We start from the raw sequence: 23,221 nt of genomic DNA, 5'->3' as shown, positions 1-23,221 counted from the left end.
AATTTGGTAGTTTTTCTACATTTTACCGATCTGCGTTGCTCCCGGAAAATGGTGACGGGTCGAAGAAGGCCGTGCGACGGGCCTGCGGCGCGAGAACGCGCGAAAGCGCGACACGCCGCCACATGGCGGAGCGTCGTAGCAAAGTAACAGCGCGGATCAGTGCGTGGAGGACCTGGCGCGATGGTGCGCGTGACGCACGTGCTGTCTCGGCGCGGAACCGGGGCTGACTGCGCTCACGGGTTGTATCGGCGAGGCATCGTCGAAATCGCGCGGCGTGCCGGGCGCGGGGCGCACGCTCACCGTCGCGGAATCGGTGTCGAAGAGCGAGGCGAGCGTCGCCTGCTGGTTGAGCATCAACTGCTCGGTGCGATCCTGCTGCAGCTTGCTGTCGTGGCTCATGCGCAGCAGCACCGCCGTTTGTGCGATGCCGGTCGCCACCGTGACGAGCATCGCGCAGACGATGACCGTCAGCATCGTCTTCATGCGGCGCGCGTGGGCCGTGGCCGACGTGCGCTGCTCGGCCATCACGGCGTAGAGCGCATCGATGGTGTCCGCGAACGCCGTGGCGCGCGCGCGGTCGAGTTCGGGCGCGTTCGCCTTCGCGAGCGGCCCGGCTTCGCTGCGTTCCGTGCGATCATCGCGATCGCCGGCGATCAGCGCAGAGGTAAGCGCCGCCGGCGACAGCGTCGCGTCATCCGGCGCGACGGACGTGCTGATGCTTGCCGATCGAACCGCGACCGCGGCGATCGCGCCGTACTTGCCTGCTGCCTTCCCCGCGTCCGCCTGCGGCGCGTCGACGTGAGGCGGATCGTCCTGGAACAGGCCCTGCACCGGCACAACCGAGACCACGCTCCCGCGCGCGGCGCGCTTCGAGGCGGCGGATTCGGTTGCATTCGCGCCCGTCGATGCTGTCCCGCAATTCGATTGCACCGCCGCGAGAAACACCTCCGGCAACTCGAAGCCTTCGAACGTGCCCTGGCGGATATCGGTGCTCATCGCCTGAAGGCGCGCGCGCTCGGCGTCCTCGGCGAACAGGTCGAGCGTCTCGCCGCCGCGCGCGCCTTCGCTCAGTTGCGCGAGACGCTGCGCCGAGCGGGCGGCGCGGGCGAGCTTCTTTTCGGCGTCGGCGCGGGCCTGGGTCGCGGGAACGTCGCGCACGGCTTCCGCTCGTCGGCGGCGGGGTCTTGCGGCGGGATCGCCTCGGGGCGTGTCGGAATCTCTCTTTACTGCGGAATCGGGCATAGGTTCGAAAAGCGGCGGCCTCCGCGGCCGGAGCGCACGTCACACCGGGGCTTTGGCAAATATTTCGAGAGGCCGCATTGTCGCATGGCGAGGGCGTCGAACCCGCATCGGCGAGGCAAATTCAAATCGCGTCGTCCTCACGGAACTCACGCACGACGTCCAGTTGCCGCAACCGTTCGCAGATCGCCTGATATTCCAGCGACGATGCCCGCGACAGTTCCACCCGCACCTCGTCCAGATCGGGCGAATCGTCGCTCTGCTGAACGACGAACTGCTTCACGCGCACGCTGCCCGGCCCGAGCACCTCGTGCAGCGCGTGAAAGCTGAGCGAGCCGCGCTCGACGAGCATCGTCAGTTGCCGGCGCTGCTTCACGCTGATGAAGCGGCGCTCCAGCGGCTTGATGCCCGCGAGGATGATGAGGATGATTGCCGTCGCCGCAATCGACGCCGTGTAGAGACCGCCGCCGACCGCGAGCCCGATCGCCGCGACCGACCAGAGGCTCGCGGCCGTCGTCAGCCCGCGGACGATTTCGCCGCGCAGCAGAATCGAGCCCGCGCCGAGAAAGCCGATGCCCGACACGACCTGCGCCGCGATCCGCGATGGGTCGAGCACGACGTGATCGTTCCTCAGCACGTCCGCGAATCCGTACGCCGACACGATCATGATCAGCGCCGAGCCGACGCACACCAGCATATGCGTGCGCAGTCCCGCCGCCCACGAAAGCCGCTCGCGTTCGAAGCCGATCACGCTGCCGAGCGCCGCGGCCATGACGAGCCGCGACACGAGTTCCAGGTTTCCCAACATATTTTTACCCTCCCCGCGATGAGAAGCTCAAAGACGCGGTGCACGCCGTGCTGGTTTTGCTATTCTTTCCTGTTGCGTAGTCCTCGCACGGCTGCGCGTTTCTCGGACCAATAAGAGTCTTCGTATGCAGGATCAACGATCAAACGCTTCGTCGCCGATGCAATCGATGCAGTCGGTGCAATCGACGAGCCCGGATTCCGCCGCGCCATTGCGCGAGCATTACACGAACATCGTGCTGCCCATATGGCGCGGGCCGGGCTTCAACACGTCGCTCGGTCTCGCCTACGAGGCCGTCGCACCGGGCGATCAGGCGCCGCTGCCGCCCAAGCGCTATCGCGCGATGGCCTGCGCGCGGCAACTGTTCGTGTTCTCCGAAGCCGGCGACCTCGCGCACGCCGCGACGCTCTTCGAATCGCTGCGTCACTATTTTCAGGACAAACGCAACGGCGGATGGTTCTATAGCGTCGACGCAAGCGGCGCGCCGCTCGAGCGTCAGAAGGATTTGTACACGCACGCGTTCGTGGTTTTTGCATCCGCGCACTACGCGAAGAAAAGCGGCTCGGCGGAGGCTTTCGCGCTGCTCGACGAGACTTCGCGGCTCATCGAGGCGCGCTTTTCGACCGGCGGCGATCTGCTGAACGCGGTGCTGGCCGAGGATTTCGGCGCGACGCTCGAAACCCCGCTGCAGAATCCGCTGATGCATCTGGCCGAAGCATGGCTCGCCGCGCGGGAAGCAACCGGCGACCCGGCTTACGACAAGCGCCTCGCGCAGCTTGCGCAGTCCGTCGCGGATGCGTTCGTGCACCAGCCGAGCGGCGCGATCGCCGAATTGCCGATGGGCGCGGCGGGCAACCGGCTGGAGCCGGGCCATCAGTTCGAATGGTATTTTCTGGCGCTGGGCAGCGGGCACGCGGCGTTCGAAGCGGCGGGCCTCAATGACAGGCTCGTGCGCGCCTTCGATTTCGCGCAGCAGCACGGCGTCGATCAGGAAACGGGCGGTGTGTACGCCGCGCTCGACGAAACCGGCCGCGTGATCGACGGCACGCAGCGCATCTGGGCACAGACCGAGTATCTGCGGGCGCTGGCCACGCGCGGCGATGCCGTCGGTGAGCAGATCGCGCGTTTTCGCGCGCGCTTCCTGCATGAAACCGGCTGGGTCGAATGCCGCTCGGCGGAGGGCGAAATCACCCGCGCCGAGATGCCGTCGACGACGCCGTATCACCTCGCGACGTCGTACGCGGCCTTGCCGGTCTGAGCGAGCTCAGGCGAGCTGAAACACGGAAACGGCCGCCTTCAGTTGCCGCGTCTGCTCGTGCAGCGACGACGCGGCCGCCGCCGCCTGCTCGACGAGCGCCGCGTTCTGCTGCGTCATCTCGTCCATCTGCGTGACGGCCTGATTGACCTGCTCGATGCCCACGCTCTGCTCGAGCGACGACGCGCTGATCTCCGCCATCATCTGCGTGACGCGTGAAATCGACGCCGACACTTCGCGCATCGCCGCTCCCGCGCGCTCGACGAGCACGGAACCGTCGCCCACCTGCGCGACCGATTCGCCGATCAGCTCCTTGATTTCCTTCGCCGATTGCGCCGAGCGCTGCGCGAGGCCGCGCACTTCGCCCGCCACGACCGCGAAGCCGCGGCCCTGCTCGCCCGCGCGCGCCGCCTCGACGGCCGCGTTGAGCGCGAGGATGTTGGTCTGGAACGCGATGCCGTCGATGACGGAAATGATTTCCGCGATTTTGTCCGAGCTCGACGCGATGCCGCGCATTTTCTCGACGACATCGTCGACGACGCTCGCGCCGCGTGACGTCGCGTCGAGCGCCTCGCCTGCCAGCGTGTTCGCCTCGCGCGCGTGCTCGGCGTTCTGGCGCACGGTCGCGGTCAGCTCTTCCATGCTCGACGCGGTTTCCTCCAGCGAAGCCGCCTGATTTTCCGTGCGCGCGGAGAGATCGGCGTTGCCGCTCGCGATTTCATCGGCGCCGAAGTTGATCGAATCGGAGGTCTCGCGCACCGTCTTCACCGTGCTCGCGACGCTCGCCTGCATCGCCGCGAGGCCCGCGTAGAGCCGGCCGATCTCGTTCGTGCCGCGATCCTCGATGCGCTCGTCGAGACGCCCGTTCGCGATGCGCTCGAAATGGCGTCCCGCTTCTTCCAGCGGCTCGATCACGCCACGGCGCAGTGCCATGTGCACGAGCACGATGCCCGCGATCAGCGCCACCAGAATCGCGATGCCCACCGCCCGGAACCACGCGTAGCGCGTATCGATCGACGCGAGATAGCCGCGGCCCGCCTCATCGCCGAAATTCACGAAGTTCTGCTGCTCCGCGAGATAGCGGTCCTGGAAACCTTGCGTCGGCTGATCGAGAAACGCCTGGAGATTGCCGGCGTCGAGATACTGGACGAGCTCGCTCAAAGCCTTCGAATACTCCGCGTATTTCGCCTGCAACGCGGTCATGCGCGCCGCGTTCTCGTCGCCGGTTTTCGGCGCGCCCAGGAACGCCGCGAACGATTTGTCCGCCGCCGCGATCTGCTCGCGGGCGTGCTGCACGATCTCCGTCGGCTCGGTGCCGCCGCGCACCATGCGCGTGCCGGCGCGGGAGAGGTTGATGCGCGCATCCATCAGATGCTGCGTGGTCTTGTTGACCGCGTTGACCTGCTTCAGCGCGATGTCGGACAGGCTGCCGACATCGTCATGCGTGCGCGACAGGGACCAGAAACCGAGCCCTTCGGTCACCAGTTGAAAGAGACAGAACACCACCAGAACCGCGAGCAAACCGGATGAAACCTTGATCTTTCCGAACATCACTTGCACCCACACTTTCCGAATTAAGGCCCGCCGATGCGGGGACAGTGCGGGTTTACGGCAGTCACGCCCGAAAGCTTGAATCGTTTGCCGCAACGGTTTGTCTACGCGAATGCAGGGAATGCGCCGCTTCGGAGAACGTCGCCGAAGCGGCGCGCATGCCGCCGGAAACGCACCGTTGCACAATTTTTGCATCCCTTCCTTGCAGTGCGCGCGAACGCTTCCTATTGTCTTTGCAGGACGGCACCGAACCCACCCAAGGAGTGTCCGCATGACCGAAATAGTCGATATCGCGCGCGGTGCGCTGAATGCGCAACCGTTCAGCGCCTTGCTCGGAACCAAACTGATGCAGGTCGATTCAGCGAGTCTCACGCTGTGTCTGACGATCAGGGACGAGCTCAGGCAACAACACGGGTTCGTGCACGGCGGGGTGGTGAGCTATCTCGTGGACAACGCGCTGACCTTCGCCGGCGCGCTGCGTCTCGGGCCGAAGGTCGTCACGGGCGAATACAAGATCAACTATCTGCGCCCGGCCGTATCCGGCACGCTGATGGCGCGGGCGCGCGTCGTGCATGCCGGCATGACGCAGGCGACTTGTCAGTGCGACGTGTTCGTCACCGATGGCGGCGCCGAGCGGCTCGTCGCGGTCGCGCAGGGCACGATCACGCGCATCAGCGAAGGCGTCGCAAGCGAGCCGGTCTTCCACGCATAAGCCATCCATCACCGTCCTTTGAAGCAAAAAACCTCGCTTTTCAGCGAGGTTTTTCGTTTGTGCGACGGCTTTCGTTACTTCGCCGCGACGGTCTTCTGCGTCTGCTCGCCGAGGCCCTGAATGCCGAGCTTCATCGTCTGGCCGGCCTTCAGATACACGGCTTCGGGCTTCACGCCCATGCCGACGCCCGGCGGCGTGCCCGTCGAGATGACGTCGCCCGGCTGCAGGCTCATCACCTTCGACAGATATGCGACCAGTTGCGCGACCGTGAAGACCATCGTCTTCGTGTTGCCGTTCTGATAGCGCTTGCCGTCGACTTCGAGCCACAGATCGAGCTTCTGCGGATCGGCGACTTCGTCCTTCGTCACCATCCACGGACCGATCGGGCCGAACGTGTCGAAGCCCTTGCCCTTGTCCCATTGCGTGCCGTGCTCGAGCTGCCACTCGCGCTCGGAGACGTCGTTGATCACGCAGTAGCCCGCGACGTAATCGAGCGCGTTGGCTTCATCGATATATTTGGCTTCCTTGCCGATCACCACGCCCAGCTCGACTTCCCAGTCGGTCTTCACCGAGTTGCGCGGGATTTCGACGTCGTCGTTCGGGCCGGAGATCGCGCTCGTCCACTTGTTGAAAATGACCGGCTCGGTCGGCACGGGCAGGTTCGACTCGGCGGCGTGATCCGCGTAGTTCAGGCCGATGCACACGAACTTGCCGATACGGCCGACGCACGGCCCGATACGCGGATTGCCGTCGACCACCGGCAGCGCCGCGACATCGACCGCGCGCAGTTTCGCCAGGCCCGCTTCGGTCAGCGTCGCGCCGGCGATGTCATCGACGACCTTCGACAGGTCGCGGATCTGGCCCTCGGCGTCCAGCAGACCCGGTTTTTCCTGACCCTTGGGGCCGTAACGAAGCAGCTTCATCTGATTTGATCCTCCTGGTTCCGAAAAAGAATGAGGGCTTGGTCAGTTCGACCAGCCGCCATCGATGATGTGAATCTGGCCCGTCGTGAACGACGATTCGTCCGAGCCGAGATAGAGCGCGAGCGCCGCGATCTCTTCGGCGCGGCCGACGCGTCCCATCGGCTGACGGGAGACGAACGCCGCCTGAATCTGATCGACGCTCGCGCCCTGCGCTTTCGCCTGCTCCGCGATGCGGTCCTTCAGCGACGGCGACTCCACCGTGCCCGGGCAGATTGCGTTGCAGCGGATGCCGCGCGTGACGAAATCGGCGGCGACGGATTTCGTCAGGCCGATCACGGCCGCCTTCGACGCGCCGTACACGAAGCGGTTCGGCACGCCCTTCACGCTCGACGCCGCCGACGACATGTTGATGATCGAGCCGCAGCCCTTTTCGAGCATCTTCGGCAGAAACGCGCGAATCGTACGATACATCGCCTTCGCGTTGAGGTCGAAGGCGAAATCCCAGTCCTCTTCGCTCGCTTCGAGAATCGAGCCGGCGTGCACGAAGCCTGCGCAGTTGAAGAGCACGTCGATCGCGCCGATTTCGTCCGCGAGCGCGTTGATCGCCTGCGGGTCGCGCACGTCGAGCTTGCGCACTTCGAAGGGCTTGCCTTCGAGCGATTCGGTGCGAATGTCGGTGGCGATCACGCGAGCGCCCTGCGCGGCGAACATGTCGGCCGTCGCGAGCCCGATGCCTTGCCCCGCCGCCGTGATCAGCGCCGTCTTGCCTGCCAGTCTTTGTACCATCCACTGCTCCAGTCTGAAGTGTTTTTGAGACATGCCGGGTATATCAGCCGATTCAGAGGCGATAGAACGCACGGGCGTTCGCGCCGAAAATCGCGTCCTGCTCAGCTTTTTCGAGATGCGACGTGAGGTTTCGGGCGGTGCTGTGCCACGCAGTGTAACTGCCGTTGAGGTTGAGCACCGGCCAGTCGCTGCCCCACATCAGACGCTCGGGGCCGAAATGGTCGAGAAGATGTGCGACGTAGGGTTTCAGCGTTGCTTCGGTCCAGTTCGGATTTGCTTCCGTTGCAAGGCCGGAAAGTTTGCAATGAAGTCTTTGCGGTAATGCCGCGAGTTGCGCGATGCCATCGGCCCAGGGTTGCCAGCCGGCGTCGATACCATCGCGGATCGGCGGCTTCGCGCCATGATCGACGACGATCCTGAGCGTCGGATAGCGCTCCACGAACCTCATCAGCGAAGGCACGTGCCGCGCGAAGATCAGCGCGTCGAAGGCGAGATCGAGATCGATCAGGCGCTCGATCGCTTCCTTGCGCGGCGCGTGTTCGATCCACGTATCGTCGGGCAGGTCCTGAAGCATCGGGCGCACGGCCTTCAGCTTCGGGTCGCGCGCGAGTTCGTCGATGATCTTCACTGCATCGGGCGAATCGAGCGGAACCCAGCCGACGACGCCCGCGATCGAATCGTCGCCGCGCGCGAGATCGAGCAGATAGCGCGTTTCGTCGACGGTCGGCGCGGCCTGCACGACGACCGTTTTTTGAACATCGACGGACTTGCGAAGCGGCGCGAGATCATCGGAACCGAATACGCGAAAGAGCGACTTCATGTCGGGCGTGAGCCAGCCATAGTCGCCGCGCGCGGGGTCCCAGTAGTGTTGATGTGCATCGATATTCATCGCGGCACCGGCGCATTCGCGTGAAGCAGTCCTTCGGCGCGCAACGCATCCCACAGTGCGGACGGAACCGGCGTCGCGAACGACGCCGCGTTCTCGCGCACTTCATCGGGCGTGCGCGCGCCCATCAGCACCGTCGCCACAACTTTATGCGCATAAGGAAACTGGATGGCCGCGGTCGAGAGCGCGACGCCATGCGCACGGCACACGCGCTCCAGCTTGCCGACGCGCTCGACGATGTCCTTCGGCGCATCGCCGTAATTGAACTTGAGATCGCCGTGCGCGTTCGCATCGAGACCGCGCGCGAGAATGCCCGAGTTGAACGCGCCGCCGAGCAGAATGCTCACGCCGCGCTTCTCGCATTCGGGCAGGAGATCGTCGAGCGTGTTCTGTTCGAGCAGCGTGTAGCGGCCCGCAAGCAGCGCGCAGTCGATGTCGAATTCGGCCATCGCTTCCATCACGGCCGCGCCTTCGTTCACGCCGAGACCTACCGCTTTCACGCCGCGCGATTGCTTCAACTCTTCGAGCGCGCGAAAGCCGCCTTCGTCGGTCAGCTGCTTCCAGTAATGCGCGTTCTTTTCGCCGTGCGTGAGCCGGCCGATATCGTGAATCAGCACGATATCGATATCCGTCATGCCGAGCCGCATCTGGCTGTCTTCGAACGAGCGCAGGATTCCGTCGTAGCTGTAGTCGTAGATCGCCTGGAACGGCAGCGGCGCGGCCCAGCCTTCACTGCCGTCGTAGGGCGCCGTGCGCGGAACGAAGCGTCGGCCGACCTTCGTCGAGAGCGCGAAGTCGCCGCGCGGATATCGGCGCAGCGCATCGCCGAGACGATGCTCCGCCTTCGTGTGCCCGTAATGCGGCGCGGTATCGAAGAAGCGGATGCCCGCCTGCCACGCGGCCTCGACGGTCGCGCGCGCCTCCTCTTCCGTCAGCTCGTGATACAGCCCGCCGAGCGGCGCGGTGCCGAGCGACAGCGCGGTGACATCGAGCGACGTGCGGCCAATCTTGCGCCGGCGCGAAACGGCTTCTTGCGCTTCTGCGGTCATGTGCAAACCCCGGTCAGTTTGTTTCGATTTCCGCGACGGATTGGCAAACTCAAGCCGCCACAGTAACGCGTACCGCGCCGCCGGGCAAACACGCGGGGCCGACGGGTTCGAAGGTCTTGTAAGTCAGAATGAATTCCTGATGCCCGAGCCCTTCCGACTTCGACGCCGCGCCCGACGCCACCGCGATGGTCACATCGACGATTTCGCGGCCCACTTCGTCGAGCGTCGCGCGGCCTTCGAGGATGCGGCCCGCGTCGACATCCATGTCGCCGGACAGGTTGCGATACGTCGACGGATTCGCGCACACCTTGATCACCGGCGATATCGCCGAGCCGACCACCGAGCCGCGTCCCGTCGTGAAGAGAATTACGTGGCAGCCGCACGCGATCAGCTCGCCGATCTCCGCGTTGTCGCTGATATTGGGAAAGCCGAAGCGCGGCTCGCCATCGGGCACGACATCGAGCAGATAGAGGCCGCCGGTCGGCGGCACGTCGCCCGGCTTGATGATGCCGACGATCGGCGACGCGCCGCTTTTCGCGTAGGCGCCGAGCGATTTTTCCTCCTGCGTCGTGAGGCCGCCGTCCGCGTTGCCGACGGAAAACGAGCCGTGGCCCATCGCCGTGTAGTAGCGTGCGGCCTTCTGCACGCAGTCGACGATCGCATCGCCGAGTTCGGGCCGCGCCGCGCGCCGCTTCATGTGGAACTCGCAGCCGACCAGTTCGCCCGTTTCCTCGAAGATGCACGACGCGCCCGCGCCGATGAACGCATCGAATGCGCGGCCCACCGCCGGATTCGCCGTGATGCCGCTCGTGCCGTCCGAGCCGCCGCAGATCGTGCCGACGACCAGTTCATCGAGCGCCATCGGCACTTTCTCCTGCGCGGCGAGCGTCGCGCGCGCCTCGCGCACCCAATCGAGACCGTTCTGGATCGTGCTGCGCGTGCCGCCCGTTTCCTGGATCGTCAGCACGGCGGCGGGGCGGCCGCTCGCGCGCACGACATCGGCGAGATAGTGCTTGTTCATGCTCTCGCAGCCGAGCGACACGAACAGCACCGCGCCGACATTCGGATGCGTGCTGATGCGCTCCAGCATCTTTTCCGCGTAGCTGTTCGGGTAGCAGCCCGGAAAGCCGATCAGATGCACGGGCGGTTCGGCCTGCGGATCGAAGGAATCGAACGCATCGATCGATGGACGGAAATGCGCGACGATCTCGCGCGCGACGTGATGCGCGCATTCGACGAGATACGCCACCGCGACGACATTGCGGATGCCTTTGCGGCCATCGGCGCGCAAATAGCCCTGGAGTGCGGGAGTGTTCATAGGCGTGCTCTAGTGCTGTACGTAAGTGTGACCAGCGTCGTGCGTATAGGTGGGGATGTAGTCGCTTTCCAGATTGTGCGTATGCAGATGCTCGCCGCGCGCGACATCGACATTCACATGGCCGATGATTGCGCCGTAGCGCAGCACCTTGTCATCCTTCGACAGCGCGTGCCGCGCGAGCTTGTGCGCGAGATCGACGGTCGTCGCGAGCGTGACCGCCTCGCCTTCGATCATCAGCGTTTCGCCTGCGGCCAAGCGCGCCGCGGCGATCAGGCAGTTGTCTTCCGGACTCAGCAGGATGAGGCGCGGGTCGGTTGTTGGTTGCATCGTCGATATCTCAAGTTTGTGCTTCGCCACCCGCGAGCCGCGCCACCATCAGCGAGCCGAGGATGATCGCGCCGTAGATCGCCTGAATCCAGAACGACGGAACTTGCGCAAGTGTCAGCAGGTTTTGCACGACGCCCAACAGCAAAACGCCTGACAGTGCGCCGAGCATCGTGCCCTTGCCGCCGTCGAGCGAGATACCGCCGATGACCGCAGCGGCGAACACCGTGAAAATCATGCCATTGCCCTGGTTCGCGTTGATCGCGCCGACATAGCCTGTAACAATCAAGCCGCCGATCGACGCGAGCACGCTGCCCAGAACGAACACGCCCCAGGTGATGCGCTCGACGCGGATGCCCGCCGCGCGCGCCGCTTCCGGATTGCCGCCGATGGCATAGAGCGCGCGGCCGAGACGGTGATAGCGCAGCATGAACGCGGCGATCGCGAAGGCCGCGGCCGCGAGCCAGACCGACACGGGCAGACCGAGCACGAGCGTGGTCGCGAGCGTGAAGAACGACGGCGGCATGTCGAAGAGCGTGCCGCCCTTGGTCGCGCCGACGAGCATCCCGCGCAGCACGATCAGCATCGCGAGCGTGACGATGAACGCGTTCAGCCGCAGACGCACGACCAGAAAGCCGTTGACGAACCCGACCGCCGCGCCCACGACGAGAATTGCCGCGAGCCCCGCCGCAGCCGGCCATTCGAGCCCGAATCCCGACGATGCCGCGGGCATCACGAGCATCGCGCCGACTGCGGGCGCGATGCCGACCGTCGATTCGAGCGACAAATCGAACTTGCCCGTCAGCACGATCAGCGATTCGGCGAGCACGACGAGCGCGAGCGCCGCCGATGCGCCGAGAATGCTGATCAGGTTCGCCTGGGTCAGAAAGCTCGGGCTGACGAACGCGCCGATCGCGAGCAGCAGCGCGAGCGCGGGCACAAGCGCTAGATCGCGAAAGCGCGCGAGCTCGATGCGCGGGCGCTGCCGTTGCATCGGCACGCCGGCGATCGCGGGACTGGAAACGTCATGCTTCATGGAGACTCACTCCTTCGACGGATGCGATGAGTTCATGGTCCTGCCATCCGGCAGGGAATTCGGCGGCAATCGCGCCACGGAACATCACGAGGACGCGGTCGCAGGTGCGCAGATCGTCGAGCTCGCCGGAGACGACGAGCACGGCCTTGCCTTCCTCGCGTACGCGCTCGACGACGCCGAGCAGCGCCTCTTTCGATTTCACGTCGACGCCCGCGGTCGGATCGATGAGCACGAGCACGTTCGGATCGGTGGCGAGCGCGCGCGCCATCACGACTTTCTGCTGATTGCCGCCCGACAGGCCTGACACTTCGTGCTCGGGTCCAAGTGTCTTGATGCCGAGCGCAGCGATCATGCGTCGACCGAAGGCGTTTTTCTTCGCGGGCGTCGCGATTCCGAAGCGGCCAAGTGTTCGCGCGATGGTCATCGATGCGTTTTCCGCGACGGACTGCGACAGCACCAGCCCTTCGCGATGCCGGTCCTTCGGCACGCAGCCGACACCGTGGGCCAGCGCAGCGGGCACGTCGCCGGGAGGAAGCGCGCGGCCATCGACCGCGATCGTGCCGCTGCGTTGCGCCTTCAATCCGGCGATGGCCTCCGCGACGCTCGTGCGCCCGCTCGTCGTCGCGCCCGTCAGGCCGATGACTTCGCCGCGTCGCACGCTGAAGCTGACGTCGCCGTAGTCATCGCCGTGCAGTTTCGACACCGAAAGCGCGACCGATGCATCGGCGGCCAAAGGTGGACGCGCTGCCGCATCCGCGACGTTGAGACCGCCCTGCTCGCCCGTCATCGCTTCGATCAGCTTGTCGCGCGGCAACGCCGAAACCGGCGCGCTGACGATGTGACGCGCATCGCGCAGCACGGTCACTGCCTGACAGATTTCGTACACTTCCTGCAAGTGATGGGAAATGAACAGGAAAGTGACACCTTCGCGCTGCAACTCTTCGATACGCCTGAAGAGACGCTTGATCTCCTCGCCGTCCAACTGTGCAGTCGGCTCGTCGAGGATGATGAAGCGCGCGCCGTACGACAGCGCCCGCGCGATCTCCACGAGCTGCCGCGCCTCGACGGTCAGGTCGCCCGCGCGCGCGTCCTCGCGCACGTCGATCTTCCAGTGATCGAGCAGCGCGCGGGCATCGCGGCGCATCGCGCGCCAGTCGATCACGCCGCCACGCCGGTGCTGCCGGTTGATGAACAGATTCTCGGCGACGGACAACTCGCGGATGATCGTCGAGTGCTGATAAACGCACGCGACGCGCTCGCGCCATGCGTCGCGGTCCGCGAGCGGCGGCGCGGGTTCGCCGCCGAAGCGGATCTCGCCGGCGTCGGGTTTGCGCAGGCCGGTGATCATCGAGACGAGCGTCGACTTGCCCGCGCCGTTGCGCCCGACGAGCGCGTGGGATTCGCCGGGCAGCACGCGCATCGTGACGTCGGCGAGTGCTGCCGTCGAACCGTAGCGCTTCGTCAAGCCCAATGCCTCTACGACGGGCGCGCTCATTTGATTGCTCATTTGATCGTATTGCCCCAGAGGGACTTGTCGTCGACGTTGGACTTCGTCACGAGCGGCGCGGGCAACTGATCTTCCAGAATGCCGGGCCCACGTTGGACGATCGTGCTGCCGTGATCCGTCGGGCCGGGCTTGAAAGTCTGTCCGGCGAGCGCCGCCTTGATATAGAAGAGGCCGTACTTCGCGTACAGATCGGCGGGCTGCGAGATGGTCGCGTCGATATCGCCGCGGCGGATCGCATCGAATTCCTGCGGGATGCCGTCATTGCTCACGATCACGATGTGCTTCGGATCGCCCGCCTTGACGAGCAGTTGCTTGCGGCGCAGCGTCTGCAGCGTCGGCGACAGATAGACGCCGCCCGCCTGCATGTAGATCGCCTTCACATCGGGATTCGCGGTCAGGAGGCTGTCGAGCGCGGTCGCGGCGGCGTCGCCCTTCCAGGCCGCCGGAATCTCGAGCAGGCTCAGCGACGGATATTTCTTCAGGCACGCGCGGAACGCCTCCGAGCGGTCGCGGCCGTTCACCGACGCCAGATCGCCCATGATCTGCACGACCTTGCCCGACTTCACATGCTCGCCGATGTACTCGCACGACTTCGTGCCGTACGCGCGGTTGTCGGCGCGCACGACCATCGCGACCTTGCCTTGCGTCGGCGCGACATCGACCGCGACGACCGGCACGCTCTTCGCCGACGACGCATCGAGCGCGCGGCTGATCGCCGCCGAATCCAGCGGTCCGACGAGGATGCCCTTCGCACCGAGGTTCAGCAGATTGTTCATGTCGGTGATCTGCTGCGCCGGATCGCCGTTCGAGTTGACGGGCGCGAGGATGTCGATGCCCATTTCCTTCGCGTATTTCGGCAAGTAGTTGTTGTACGACTGCCAGAACGGCGATGTGAGCATCGGCAGTCCGAGACCGACCTTGCCGCTCTCGGCGGCATGCGCGAGCCCGATCGTACCGACCGCCGCGATAGCAACGGCAACCGCGAGTTTCCTGGTGAACTTCATCTGCGTGTCTCCTGATGTGCTGTTCTTCGTGACTGCAACGTGGGGTGCTGCGAGAAACTGTCGGTGGCATCGATTCATCAGTGAACGTATTATTCATATACGCACAATTCGAAGTCAAGAACGGCGCGCATCGAGACAGATCGGTAATTTCCCTAGCGGGTTTTTCATCGACGGAAACGGCGTTCGCTGACAAAAGGCTTAAACTCGGCGCGAATTCATGAACCGACCCAGACTGCACATGGACGTGGAAGACAACGACGCCGACCGCTATCGCGCGCCCGCGCTCGACAAGGGGCTCGACATCCTCGAATTGCTGTCCGAGCAGAAATCGGGGCTCACGCGCGCGGAAATCACGAAGATGCTCGGGCGCAACGCGAGCGAGATGTATCGGATGCTGGAGCGGCTCGTCGCGCGCCAATACGTGGTGCGCTCGCCCGAGGGCGACCGCTATTCGCTGAGCCTGAAGTTGTATGCGCTTGCGCATCGGCATCCGCCGATGAACCGGCTGATCGCCGAAGCGCTGCCCGTCATGCAGCGTTTCGCGGATGCCGCCGAGCAGTCGGTGCATCTCGTGGTCTACGATCGCGGCAATCTGCTTGTCATCGCACAAGTGGACGGGCCCGGCACGTGGGGCATTTCGGTGCGGCTGGGGTCGCGCGTCGGGCTGATCGATACCGGCTCGGGCCGCGTGATGCTCGCCTTCCAGACGGACGAGCAGCGCGAGCACATGCTCGCGGAGCATACGAAGGTCAAGGGCGAACTCGCGCTCGATCGCGCGGTGCTCGACGCCGACTACCGGCAGATTCGCGACACCGGTTATTCGAAGAAGGACAGTCAGCAGACATTCGGCGTCACCGATGTGACGTTTCCGCTGCTCGGACCGTCGGGGCAGGCGATCGCCGCGCTCACCTGTCCTTACATGCGGCGTATCGACGAGTATGTGGCGCCATCGATCGAAGACGTGACGGCGTTACTGAAAGACGCGACGGCATCGCTTTCGATGATGCACGACTGAACGGCACATGCTTCGCGCGTTAGAATGACGACCCTCTCAAAATGACGGCGCGCCATGCCGGCGCGCCGCCGTGTTCATTCCGACGCATTCCCGATGGCGAAACTTCTCTCCGACAACGAATTCCTCCGCTTCACCGAACTTCAGCAAAAGCAGGCGAACTTCACGATCACGGCCGACGAAGCCGACGAACTGCGCGACATCGTCGCGCGCGCGCAGAAGAAGCGCGACGATCGCTCGGCCGCGATGCAGGCGATCGAAACGTACATCGCGCAATTCGACATCACGCCGGACGAGCTTTTTTCGGCCGAGCAGATCGGCGATGCGGCGCGCACCTTCGGCCTGATTCCGGCCGCAAAGAAGGAGCGCACGCTGCCGCCGCAACTGACGCACAACGGCAAGCCGTATCAGTGGACGTCGCGCGCGCTGCCCGACGACATCCGCGTGCCGCTCTTCGAGGCGTTCACGTCGGGGCAATCGGTCAAGTCGTTCATCGCGACGCTGAAGGACACGTCCCGCTGCGCATTGACGATCGCGCGGCTCGAAAAGGAAACGGGCAATACGTACGACGAAGCATTGCTGGGCGAGCTCTCGCTATCGCGCGCCCAAGTCGACGAAGCGCTCGCCAGACTCGCGGCCTAATCCGCGCGCGGCTGTGACGGCGAATCGCACAGCCGCATCCTGAATCCGACGACGCCCGGGTCGTCGGTCTTCGTCACTTCGAAGCCCATATTGCGCGCCAGCGCGATCATGCCTGAATTCTCGCGCAATGCTTCGCCGATCATCCAGCGCGTGCCGCGCTTCTTCGCATAGTCGATGATGCGCGACAGCAGCAGCGATCCCAATCCCCTCCCCTTCATGTCCGAGCGCGCCGCGACCGCGAATTCCGCAGTCTCGTTGTCGGGATCCGCGACCGCGCGCGCGACGCCGAGCGTTTCGCCCGCACCTTCGCCATTCGCCCGCGTGACGATCAGCGCCATCTCGCGGTCGTAGTCGATCTGCGTCATGCGCGCGAGTTGCGAATGATCGAAGCTGCGCACGGCGCCGAAGAAGCGCAGGCGCAAGTCCTCGGCAGTGTTGGCTGCGACGAACGCCGCATGCGCATCTTCGTCCTCGGGACGAATCGGTCGCACGGTGACGCGCATCCCGCGCCAGTCGAGCGTCTCTTCGAGACTGCGCGGATACGGCACGACCGCAAGCGGCTTGCGATGCGCGCCCAACGTGAGTTGCGGCTCGTGAACGGCAACCGAATCGCGCGTCACGCGCAGCACGAGCCGCAGCGCGACGATCTCTTCGATATAGCAAACCAACTGCGACAACGCGGTCAATGCATTGAGCAGCATCTCGGCGGGCAGTTCGCGTGCGCGCGGCGAGCGCGTGACGAGATCGCGCGCGAGCACCGAATTGAGCGGCGGCAGCGCGAACTCGTGAAGCGCATCCGCGAGGCCCAGCCCGCCTTCGGCCCTGAACTCGAACACCGGCCCGAACACGCGATGATTGAGCAGACGCGTCTGAATCTCGATGGCATCGCTCGTCGGCGAATCCGGCGGGCCCGGCTTGACCGTGATGCCGAAGCGGTCGAGCACGCGCGCCGCGCATTCGCCGTTCAATTCGGCGATGCCGTTTGCGAGCGCGTTGCGAATCTCGCCTTGTGCGGCATCGATGTCGTCGGGGATATCAGCGGGGAGACCGTCGGGCGTTTGCATCAGCAATTCGCGGCCTTGCCTGAAATCGACGAGACGCGCGAAGCCGCGAGCCAGCCGATGCGGGGTCGTGTGCACGGGAATGCCGTTCGCGTGGAGTTCGTCGCGCGTGGCCGCATCGACGCAGCCGAAGAAGCACGCGAGCAATCCGCGATACGCATGACGCCGCTCGGCGATCAGCGTCCGCGCGACTTCAGAGACCGGCGCGCTGTGCGTTGGCGCATGCACGACGAACACGGTGCCAGTCTCGCGATGCGCCGCAAGCGCTTCGAGCGCGGCGCCGAAATCGGCGGGCGTGGCGTCATCGCCGAGCAGAAGCGGGTTGCCCGTGCGGGCACGAGGCAGCGCGGCGGCCACGGCATCGCGCGCAGCGGTGGGCCACTGGGCGAGATCGTCGCCGGCGGAGGCGAATGCGTCTTGCGCGAGCGCCGCGACACCGCGCCCGCTCGTGATGACCGTCGCGACATCGCTTGCCGCAACACGGCCAATGCCGAGCGTTTCGATTTCGTCGAGTAGGTCGTCGAGCGAATCAACGCGGACGAGCCCCGCGCGTCGAAACGCGGCGCCATACAGGCGATCGAACGGATCGTCGCGGCCCGTGCGAAGCACGAGCACCGGTTTGTTTCGCGCGGCAGCGCGTGCGGCCGACATGAACTTGCGGGCCGATCGAACATTTTCGATGGCCAGCAGGATCGCGCGTGTCGACGCGTCGCTCGCAAGGAAATCGAGAATGTCGCCGGAATCGACATCGGCTTCATCGCCGAGCGCGACGATGCGCGAAAAGCCGAGACCACGCGCGCGCGCCCAGCCGAGCACGCCGTTCGTCAACGCATTCGATCCGGATACCCACGCGACCCCGCCCGACTTGATGTTGCACGCGGGCGCACCGAGACATGCACCGATTGCCGGCGTCACCACCCCGAGACTGGCCGGCCCGACAACGCGCACGAGGAATGGTCGCGCGGCGGCAAGCGTTCGAACGGTCCATTCATCCGCGTTGGCCGCCGACGACTGAAGCGTGTCGTGTGGCGACTTCGACGCATAGCCACGCTCCTTCGCCTCGCCGACGATCACCACTGCTTTCGTTCCGCGTCGGCCAAGGCGTTCGACGAGACCTGGCCATGTGTGCGGTCGTGTGCAGAGCACGGCCACGTTCGGCGCTTCGGGCAGAGCGTCGATGTCCGCATACACCGCTTCCCCACCCAGCGTTTTGTGCTTCGGATTGACGGGCCAGAGGCGCCCTTCGAAGCCTGCGCACAAGGTGCGCGTCCACACCATCTCGCCGATGCTGCCCGCGCGCGACGATGCGCCCACGACAGCGATCGACTTCGGCGCAAACAGGATGTCCAGGTTGCGAACGGTCATGGAGACTCCGGCATAAGCGGCGGTTGAGACAGCGCTTAGCATAGGCGATTTTGTTCGGCCGGTGATGACGCGGATCGGCGGGTCGAGAGCCAAGCCGTGGCCGCGACTTTATGCGCATAAAGGTCCGAAGGACGGCGGGGCAGGCGCTTCGAAGTCGCGCTACCGGAGGCGCGTATTGAATCGGATCAAGGACGTCGCGACGGGAAAGTTCGCCTGGACATCGGCTTCGTGATGGCCTCGCGATCCAGTGGGTGGACTTTATGCGCATAAAGTCGCGCAGCGCTGCTTCATGGCCGTGTTCATGTTTGGCCCTGGTTTTCGTCAACCGTGACGCGATCGAACTTTATGCGCATAAACCTCGGCCAAACGGCCAACGAAGGTCATTTCTTGTTAGTTATTACTGGAAAAATAACTACGCCAATGTAGAATTCAACGGACTTCAAATTTCGGAGCAAAACGTGGCGGCGGAAATCATAGCGATCACGCAACAGAAGGGCGGCGTCGGCAAAAGCACGATTGCGATGCACCTCGGTGCGGCCTTTCACGAAAAGAAGAAGCGTGTGCTGGTAGTCGACGCGGATGGTCAGAACACACTCGTTCATTGGTCAAGCGCCGCATCGGATGGCGCGAGCGGCATTCCATTTCCCGTCGTGAATCTCTCCGAGGCAGGAGGGCAGATTCACCGTGAGATCAAGAAGTTCGTGAACGACTACGACATCATCGTCGTGGACTGCCCGCCGTCGATCACCGAGAAGGTCTCCGGTGTCGTACTGCTCGCGGCGAGCGTCGCGGTGATTCCGACGTCATCATCGCCAGCGGATTATTGGTCGAGCGTCGGCCTCGTCAAGCTCGTTCAGCAAGCGCAGGTGATGAACGAAGACTTGCGCGCCGTCTTCCTTCTCAACAAGACGGAAGAGAAGCGCATGCTCACGCGCGAACTCAAGGTCGCGCTTGAAGAGCTCGGCTTCCCCTTGCTCAAAACCCAGATCCCAACGCGCGAGTGCTACAAGCAGGCGATGGCGCTCGGACAGACCGTACTTCAGATGACCGATCGCGGCGCTCGACTCGCGGCGGCGGAAATCCGCGCCGTGGCCGATGAGATCCTCGACATGCTCCCCTGACTTTATGCGCATAAAGGACCCTGAATGAAACCGTCCCAGTTTGCAAAGGGCTTCAAGGCCCGGCCCGACTCGACGAGCAGCGAGAAGCGCACCGCGCTGGATCGTCTCAACGCGATCGATGGCATCGTCGATATTCAGCACGTGGGGCAGGCTGCGGCCAACGGCCGATCGAGCGCCTTTGTCACCGATGAAGCCGCCGACATCAACGCCGGCCCCGAGTCCGATGAATATCGCGCATGGAGACGCGCGAGTCGTTATACGGCGGGACAAGTGATCGAGCTGCCGCTGAAGTCGATCAAGCCTAGCCCGTTCAATCCGCGTCATTTCTATCTCAAGACTTCGATTGCGGAATTGGCCGTCAATCTCGCGAAGCAGGGGCAGCAGCAAGCGATCCACGTGATTCCCGATTATGAGAATCCGGGGATGTTCTTCGTCAGCGACGGCGGTCGCCGTGTGAGGGCACTGAAAGAAGCGAACAAGGAAGCCGTGAAGGCTGTGGTCGTCGATCTGCCGATCGGCATTCAGAGCTACAAGCTGGGCTACGACCTCAACGTTCAGCGCGACTCGCAGACGGTCTTCGACAATGCCGTGGTCTGGCGACGCTTCCTCGACGAGCAGCATTTCCAGAGCCAGCGCGAACTGGCGGACCATCTCGGGCTCGATGAATCGACGATCGCCGTGGCGTTGTCCATCGCGAAACTTCCTGAGAGCGTCATGCACGAGATGGTCGCGCGCCCTGACCGGTTCGGCTCGAACATGGCTTATCAGATCGCGCGGTATCACGCCGCGCGCGGCAGCGATGCCACGCTGCGCCTCATCAACAAAATCGCATCGGACGATCTGAGCACGCGCCAGGTCGCCGATATCGTGAAAGGTCGCGCGAGCGCTCAGGAAGCACCGAAGCCGCAGAGCCGGCAGCGCTATGCGCAGCGGCTCGAGATCAAGCTGGATGGCGTCGCGGTCGGCGATCTGAAGTCTTATGGCGAAGACCGTCTCGAATTGCGTCTGCGTGGCTTGTCGCGCGAAAAGCGGGACGAGTTGCTGCGTCAAATCGAATTGATGCTTCAGCCTGACGAAACGAAGAAGTGAAGAAGTAATACGAGGACTGGCCGCCGGCTGATGCTTTGGCGGTCAGTTTGAACTGGTTTATCGGTCTGAAATTTCTGTGTGTGGGTGCTGTATCAGCCAGCGCGCGACTGACTCAGGGTGAAAGCCAACAGGTCGCCGTCCGTGGGGTCGCCCCAGGTCTTCCGTGCAAGCCAGTCGAAGAAGGATGTTTCGGCGAGCTTCGAATCCAATCCACGCTTGCGCCAATCGTCGCGCATATGCGTACCCAGTCCCGGCAACACGTCTTCCTCGAATGACTGACGCGCGAGCTCCCGTTCTTCCTCACCTTGCTCGTCGTAGAGCACACGTGCTTCCTTGCGACGGTATGCCGAGAATTCGCTGAGGAGCCGCGCCTTGAGATCGTCAGCGGCTGAGACGGCGGACGCCGGGGACCGCGCGGCCGTGCCGCTCGTCGCGGGCGGCAACGCATCCACTGGCGGCGCATAGCCTTTCTTGAGCGCGTCCTTGAAGAGGGCTGCTGCGCTGCGGACCGGCGGCAACGACGTGCTGCGCATACGCTGCTCCGTCATCTGCAACGCGGCCCGGATGCGATTTTCCTCGCTGTCCGCGTAGAGCGTCTGGGCATCCTTCAGCGGAATGCCGATCTTCACCATCCGGTCCACGAGCGTGCTGTCGAACACATTCGGATGTTCATCGAGCGCGAGCATCGGCTGTTTGCGTTCGGTCACGCGGAACTGGATTTCCGCGACACGCCGTCCCTCGCGATGCTCGACGAGCTCGACGAAGATGTTCGTCACCGCGTTCACCTCGGCGATCGCCGGACGCAGATAATCGCGCTTGAAGTACTTGTATTCGCGCTTGGCCTCATCTCCGGCTTCGGTATCGGGCGTGCCGGAGAGGATCGGGCGCCACCATTCCCACGTTTCGCGCATCGTCAGATGGCTGGGATTGGTCAAGTAACGGACGCATATCTCGTACAGCGCGAGACCGGCGCTGCTGCGCAACTGGCTTTGGAACTGGAGGCTCAGACGCGCGTACTGCACGGGATCGAGCAACTTCTTCTTGATCTTGGGAGCGAACGAGAATTCGACCCATACGCGGCGCGTCGTCGGATCTTCGAGAATTTCGGCGTCGGCGATCAGGGTCGAGATGCCCCACTTTCGGCCGGGTTTCTGGCTCGACGTGCCGGTGCTCCACTCTACCTGCACCGACACCATGCGGCGCAAATGCTCTTTGACGAGCGCGGTATCGTTCGAGTCGAAGGCGGAATTTGCGACGATGTCCGAGAGCAGCGCGCGATACGTGTCACCCGACTCGTCGGCTTGCTGAGCAACGGCGAGCAGAACGTTGAACAGCTTTCTCGTCAGAAGCGTGATCTTGCCGCTCTTCGGCTGAATGGCAATGGCCTCGACCGCCTTGCGCAACTCCGCCGAACTCGGGCTGACTACGTCGGTTTTCTTTGCGCGCTTGGTGGCCATGCGATGGTCAGGATCGATATTGCGAGCAAGGATACCGACTGGGGTGAACCGCGTCTATAGGCAGCCCTTCACCGTATTGGGGTGATTCGGCGCCAACTGATCCGACTCACTGCGGTGCGCTCCCGTAAACGCTCACCGCTCACCGATCGGCCGCATCTCATATATGCAGTGCCCGCGCGGGTAAACGGATTGCGGCAGTTTTCCCGCACAATCCCGGTACGGTGGCGAGGTCCCGAAAGTACTCACCGTAAAATTTTTCTGACTCGCTGGCGTGGTGTGGCGCGTCCGATACAGCGCATTGTCGAACGCATTTCAACCGGAAACTGCAGCCCTGCGGTGCAAACTGGGCGGTGGCGCCTCTCACTCATGGTGCAAGCTTAGGGTTGCTCCCGAAAATCCTCACCTTAAACAAGCACTCACGTCTCGAAAGCGTCTGATGCAGGCCCGCAGGCAAGGGCGATCAACGATTCAAGTCCCGCAAAGACTCACCTTTGCTTCTCGTCTCACTCCACATCCGCCCCCGAAAATGCTCACCATTACCTCCTGCGAAGGCTCATTTTGCCGAGTCGCAGTCGTGAAAACGCATTCTTGCAGGCACTTATCTCGCTTCCTTCGCGCGGATCCGACCGAATAGCCTCCCGAATGTCCTCACCGTTGAACCGCGCGTCATGCGGTGCCTCGCGAGCATGGCAGTCCCGAAAATGCTCACCGTTGGCAGCTTCAAAGCCGGTTCACTCACTGTATCTATTTGTTTTATATCGACAATTTGTTCTTTCGAAAGCGCGATTAGGTGACTTTCTCATCCGCCTGCTCAAGATCCAGTCCCGCATATGCTCACCTTTTCTCTACCTCATGCAGGCTCGAACCAGCGTACTCCGCCCCCGTCTGACTCCTGAAAAATCTCACCTTGGGCCGTGAAGCAGGCGGAATTAGCATCGACGCGGGGCGTTCGTATCAGCAAATCGCCACATTGATCTCCCGAAAAGTCTCACCTTGGGCCAAAATCCCCGTGAATTCGGCCTTTTGAGCTGCGGTGTGCCCGAAAAAGCTCACCCTCATCACCATTTCTGCCCCGAAAA

At 63.9% G+C, this 23,221-nt stretch carries 19 protein-coding genes and 2 pseudogenes; 7 read left to right on the top strand and 14 right to left on the bottom strand.

Annotation, left to right across the window (positions count from 1 at the left end):
* Positions 1 to 156 precede the first annotated feature (156 nt).
* Together AWB78_RS14055 and AWB78_RS14050 are read right to left on the bottom strand one after the other, a co-directional pair.
* Positions 157 to 1,158, bottom strand: a complete 1,002-nt coding sequence (locus AWB78_RS14055; RefSeq protein ID WP_062605196.1) for a hypothetical protein — start codon at positions 1,156 to 1,158, stop codon at positions 157 to 159.
* Positions 1,159 to 1,363: 205 nt separating this feature from the next.
* On the bottom strand, positions 1,364 to 2,047 hold the full coding sequence (locus AWB78_RS14050) for an MgtC/SapB family protein (RefSeq protein WP_062605195.1): 684 nt from the start codon (positions 2,045 to 2,047) through the stop codon (positions 1,364 to 1,366).
* Positions 2,048 to 2,171: 124 nt separating this feature from the next.
* Between AWB78_RS14050 and AWB78_RS14045 the strand changes: the two genes are divergently transcribed.
* Positions 2,172 to 3,302 carry an AGE family epimerase/isomerase gene (locus tag AWB78_RS14045; protein WP_082883310.1) on the top strand — a complete coding sequence of 377 codons (1,131 nt, stop codon included), beginning with the start codon at positions 2,172 to 2,174 and terminating at the stop codon, positions 3,300 to 3,302.
* A 6-nt stretch (positions 3,303 to 3,308) separates the two neighbouring features.
* Here the strand turns inward: AWB78_RS14045 and AWB78_RS14040 are convergent, their stop codons facing one another.
* Complete coding sequence (locus AWB78_RS14040) at positions 3,309 to 4,850, bottom strand: methyl-accepting chemotaxis protein (protein ID WP_062605193.1); 1,542 nt, start codon at positions 4,848 to 4,850, stop codon at positions 3,309 to 3,311.
* A 271-nt stretch (positions 4,851 to 5,121) separates the two neighbouring features.
* Between AWB78_RS14040 and AWB78_RS14035 the strand changes: the two genes are divergently transcribed.
* Entirely contained in the window at positions 5,122 to 5,562 is a 441-nt protein-coding gene (locus AWB78_RS14035; RefSeq protein WP_062605192.1) for a PaaI family thioesterase, read from the top strand.
* A gap of 74 nt (positions 5,563 to 5,636) precedes the next feature.
* On the opposite strand, the gene AWB78_RS14030 is transcribed toward AWB78_RS14035, so the two are convergent.
* From AWB78_RS14030 to AWB78_RS13990, 9 genes are read right to left on the bottom strand one after another with little or no spacing between them, the layout of a single operon-like run.
* Positions 5,637 to 6,485, bottom strand: a complete 849-nt coding sequence (locus tag AWB78_RS14030) for an ureidoglycolate lyase (RefSeq protein ID WP_062605191.1) — start codon at positions 6,483 to 6,485, stop codon at positions 5,637 to 5,639.
* Positions 6,486 to 6,527: 42 nt separating this feature from the next.
* On the bottom strand, positions 6,528 to 7,271 hold the full coding sequence (locus tag AWB78_RS14025) for an SDR family oxidoreductase (protein ID WP_062605190.1): 744 nt from the start codon (positions 7,269 to 7,271) through the stop codon (positions 6,528 to 6,530).
* Between the two features lie 52 nt (positions 7,272 to 7,323).
* Positions 7,324 to 8,160, bottom strand: a complete 837-nt coding sequence (locus AWB78_RS14020) for an amidohydrolase family protein (protein WP_062605189.1) — start codon at positions 8,158 to 8,160, stop codon at positions 7,324 to 7,326.
* A complete protein-coding gene (locus AWB78_RS14015; protein ID WP_062605188.1) occupies positions 8,157 to 9,206 on the bottom strand; it encodes an aldo/keto reductase in 1,050 nt (349 codons plus the stop codon). The genes AWB78_RS14020 and AWB78_RS14015 overlap by 4 nt, the downstream gene beginning before the upstream one ends.
* A gap of 49 nt (positions 9,207 to 9,255) precedes the next feature.
* Positions 9,256 to 10,524: a UxaA family hydrolase gene (locus AWB78_RS14010; RefSeq protein WP_062605187.1), complete on the bottom strand. Its 1,269-nt coding sequence runs from the start codon at positions 10,522 to 10,524 to the stop codon at positions 9,256 to 9,258.
* 9 nt (positions 10,525 to 10,533) lie between these two features.
* Positions 10,534 to 10,851: a UxaA family hydrolase gene (locus tag AWB78_RS14005; protein WP_062605186.1), complete on the bottom strand. Its 318-nt coding sequence runs from the start codon at positions 10,849 to 10,851 to the stop codon at positions 10,534 to 10,536.
* A 10-nt stretch (positions 10,852 to 10,861) separates the two neighbouring features.
* Entirely contained in the window at positions 10,862 to 11,884 is a 1,023-nt protein-coding gene (locus tag AWB78_RS14000) for an ABC transporter permease (RefSeq protein WP_062605185.1), read from the bottom strand.
* Positions 11,874 to 13,379, bottom strand: a complete 1,506-nt coding sequence (locus AWB78_RS13995; RefSeq protein ID WP_232477704.1) for a sugar ABC transporter ATP-binding protein — start codon at positions 13,377 to 13,379, stop codon at positions 11,874 to 11,876. The genes AWB78_RS14000 and AWB78_RS13995 overlap by 11 nt, the downstream gene beginning before the upstream one ends.
* 8 nt (positions 13,380 to 13,387) lie before the next feature.
* Positions 13,388 to 14,395: a sugar ABC transporter substrate-binding protein gene (locus AWB78_RS13990; protein WP_062605183.1), complete on the bottom strand. Its 1,008-nt coding sequence runs from the start codon at positions 14,393 to 14,395 to the stop codon at positions 13,388 to 13,390.
* A gap of 238 nt (positions 14,396 to 14,633) precedes the next feature.
* Between AWB78_RS13990 and AWB78_RS13985 the strand changes: the two genes are divergently transcribed.
* Positions 14,634 to 15,410, top strand: a complete 777-nt coding sequence (locus AWB78_RS13985; protein ID WP_062605182.1) for an IclR family transcriptional regulator — start codon at positions 14,634 to 14,636, stop codon at positions 15,408 to 15,410.
* A 93-nt stretch (positions 15,411 to 15,503) separates the two neighbouring features.
* The gene (locus AWB78_RS13980) at positions 15,504 to 16,049 is read left to right on the top strand and encodes a hypothetical protein (RefSeq protein WP_062605181.1); all 546 of its coding nucleotides are present in this window, start codon (positions 15,504 to 15,506) and stop codon (positions 16,047 to 16,049) included.
* Here the strand turns inward: AWB78_RS13980 and AWB78_RS13975 are convergent.
* Positions 16,046 to 18,475 (bottom strand): bifunctional acetate--CoA ligase family protein/GNAT family N-acetyltransferase, encoded by a 2,430-nt coding sequence (locus AWB78_RS13975; RefSeq protein ID WP_062605180.1) that lies wholly within the window; start codon positions 18,473 to 18,475, stop codon positions 16,046 to 16,048. The two genes, AWB78_RS13980 and AWB78_RS13975, sit on opposite strands and share 4 nt — an antisense overlap.
* A 458-nt stretch (positions 18,476 to 18,933) precedes the next feature.
* Here AWB78_RS13975 and parA point away from each other — a divergent pair, with 458 nt between their 5' ends.
* From parA to AWB78_RS13965, 3 genes and pseudogenes are all read left to right on the top strand, one after another.
* Positions 18,934 to 19,596 carry a ParA family partition ATPase gene (gene parA / locus AWB78_RS13970; protein WP_062605179.1) on the top strand — a complete coding sequence of 221 codons (663 nt, stop codon included), beginning with the start codon at positions 18,934 to 18,936 and terminating at the stop codon, positions 19,594 to 19,596.
* A gap of 24 nt (positions 19,597 to 19,620) precedes the next feature.
* Positions 19,621 to 19,726, top strand: a pseudogene (locus AWB78_RS49705) (ParB/RepB/Spo0J family partition protein); the annotation flags it as partial.
* 77 nt (positions 19,727 to 19,803) lie between these two features.
* Positions 19,804 to 20,685: pseudogene (locus AWB78_RS13965) on the top strand (ParB/RepB/Spo0J family partition protein); the annotation flags it as partial.
* A gap of 92 nt (positions 20,686 to 20,777) precedes the next feature.
* Here the strand turns inward: AWB78_RS13965 and AWB78_RS13960 are convergent.
* Positions 20,778 to 22,142 (bottom strand): replication initiation protein, encoded by a 1,365-nt coding sequence (locus AWB78_RS13960; protein WP_062605177.1) that lies wholly within the window; start codon positions 22,140 to 22,142, stop codon positions 20,778 to 20,780.
* Between the last annotated feature and the right edge of the window lie 1,079 nt (positions 22,143 to 23,221).

This window comes from Caballeronia calidae (genome assembly GCF_900044055.2).
Lineage (GTDB): Bacteria > Pseudomonadota > Gammaproteobacteria > Burkholderiales > Burkholderiaceae > Caballeronia > Caballeronia calidae.
Note: the sequence above shows the minus strand (reverse complement) of the source record. Positions and strands in the feature narration are given on the sequence as shown.

Coding starts and splice junctions, on each gene's coding strand:
- AWB78_RS14050 (WP_062605195.1), bottom strand. CDS start 2,047: ATGTTGGGAAACCTGGAACTCGTGTCGCGGCTCGTCATGGCCGCGGCG.
- AWB78_RS14045 (WP_082883310.1), top strand. CDS start 2,172: ATGCAGGATCAACGATCAAACGCTTCGTCGCCGATGCAATCGATGCAG.
- AWB78_RS14040 (WP_062605193.1), bottom strand. CDS start 4,850: ATGTTCGGAAAGATCAAGGTTTCATCCGGTTTGCTCGCGGTTCTGGTG.
- AWB78_RS14035 (WP_062605192.1), top strand. CDS start 5,122: ATGACCGAAATAGTCGATATCGCGCGCGGTGCGCTGAATGCGCAACCG.
- AWB78_RS14030 (WP_062605191.1), bottom strand. CDS start 6,485: ATGAAGCTGCTTCGTTACGGCCCCAAGGGTCAGGAAAAACCGGGTCTG.
- AWB78_RS14025 (WP_062605190.1), bottom strand. CDS start 7,271: ATGGTACAAAGACTGGCAGGCAAGACGGCGCTGATCACGGCGGCGGGG.
- AWB78_RS14020 (WP_062605189.1), bottom strand. CDS start 8,160: ATGAATATCGATGCACATCAACACTACTGGGACCCCGCGCGCGGCGAC.
- AWB78_RS14015 (WP_062605188.1), bottom strand. CDS start 9,206: ATGACCGCAGAAGCGCAAGAAGCCGTTTCGCGCCGGCGCAAGATTGGC.
- AWB78_RS14010 (WP_062605187.1), bottom strand. CDS start 10,524: ATGAACACTCCCGCACTCCAGGGCTATTTGCGCGCCGATGGCCGCAAA.
- AWB78_RS14005 (WP_062605186.1), bottom strand. CDS start 10,851: ATGCAACCAACAACCGACCCGCGCCTCATCCTGCTGAGTCCGGAAGAC.
- AWB78_RS14000 (WP_062605185.1), bottom strand. CDS start 11,884: ATGAAGCATGACGTTTCCAGTCCCGCGATCGCCGGCGTGCCGATGCAA.
- AWB78_RS13995 (WP_232477704.1), bottom strand. CDS start 13,379: ATGAGCGCGCCCGTCGTAGAGGCATTGGGCTTGACGAAGCGCTACGGT.
- AWB78_RS13990 (WP_062605183.1), bottom strand. CDS start 14,395: ATGAAGTTCACCAGGAAACTCGCGGTTGCCGTTGCTATCGCGGCGGTC.
- AWB78_RS13985 (WP_062605182.1), top strand. CDS start 14,634: ATGGACGTGGAAGACAACGACGCCGACCGCTATCGCGCGCCCGCGCTC.
- AWB78_RS13980 (WP_062605181.1), top strand. CDS start 15,504: ATGGCGAAACTTCTCTCCGACAACGAATTCCTCCGCTTCACCGAACTT.
- AWB78_RS13975 (WP_062605180.1), bottom strand. CDS start 18,475: ATGACCGTTCGCAACCTGGACATCCTGTTTGCGCCGAAGTCGATCGCT.
- AWB78_RS13960 (WP_062605177.1), bottom strand. CDS start 22,142: ATGGCCACCAAGCGCGCAAAGAAAACCGACGTAGTCAGCCCGAGTTCG.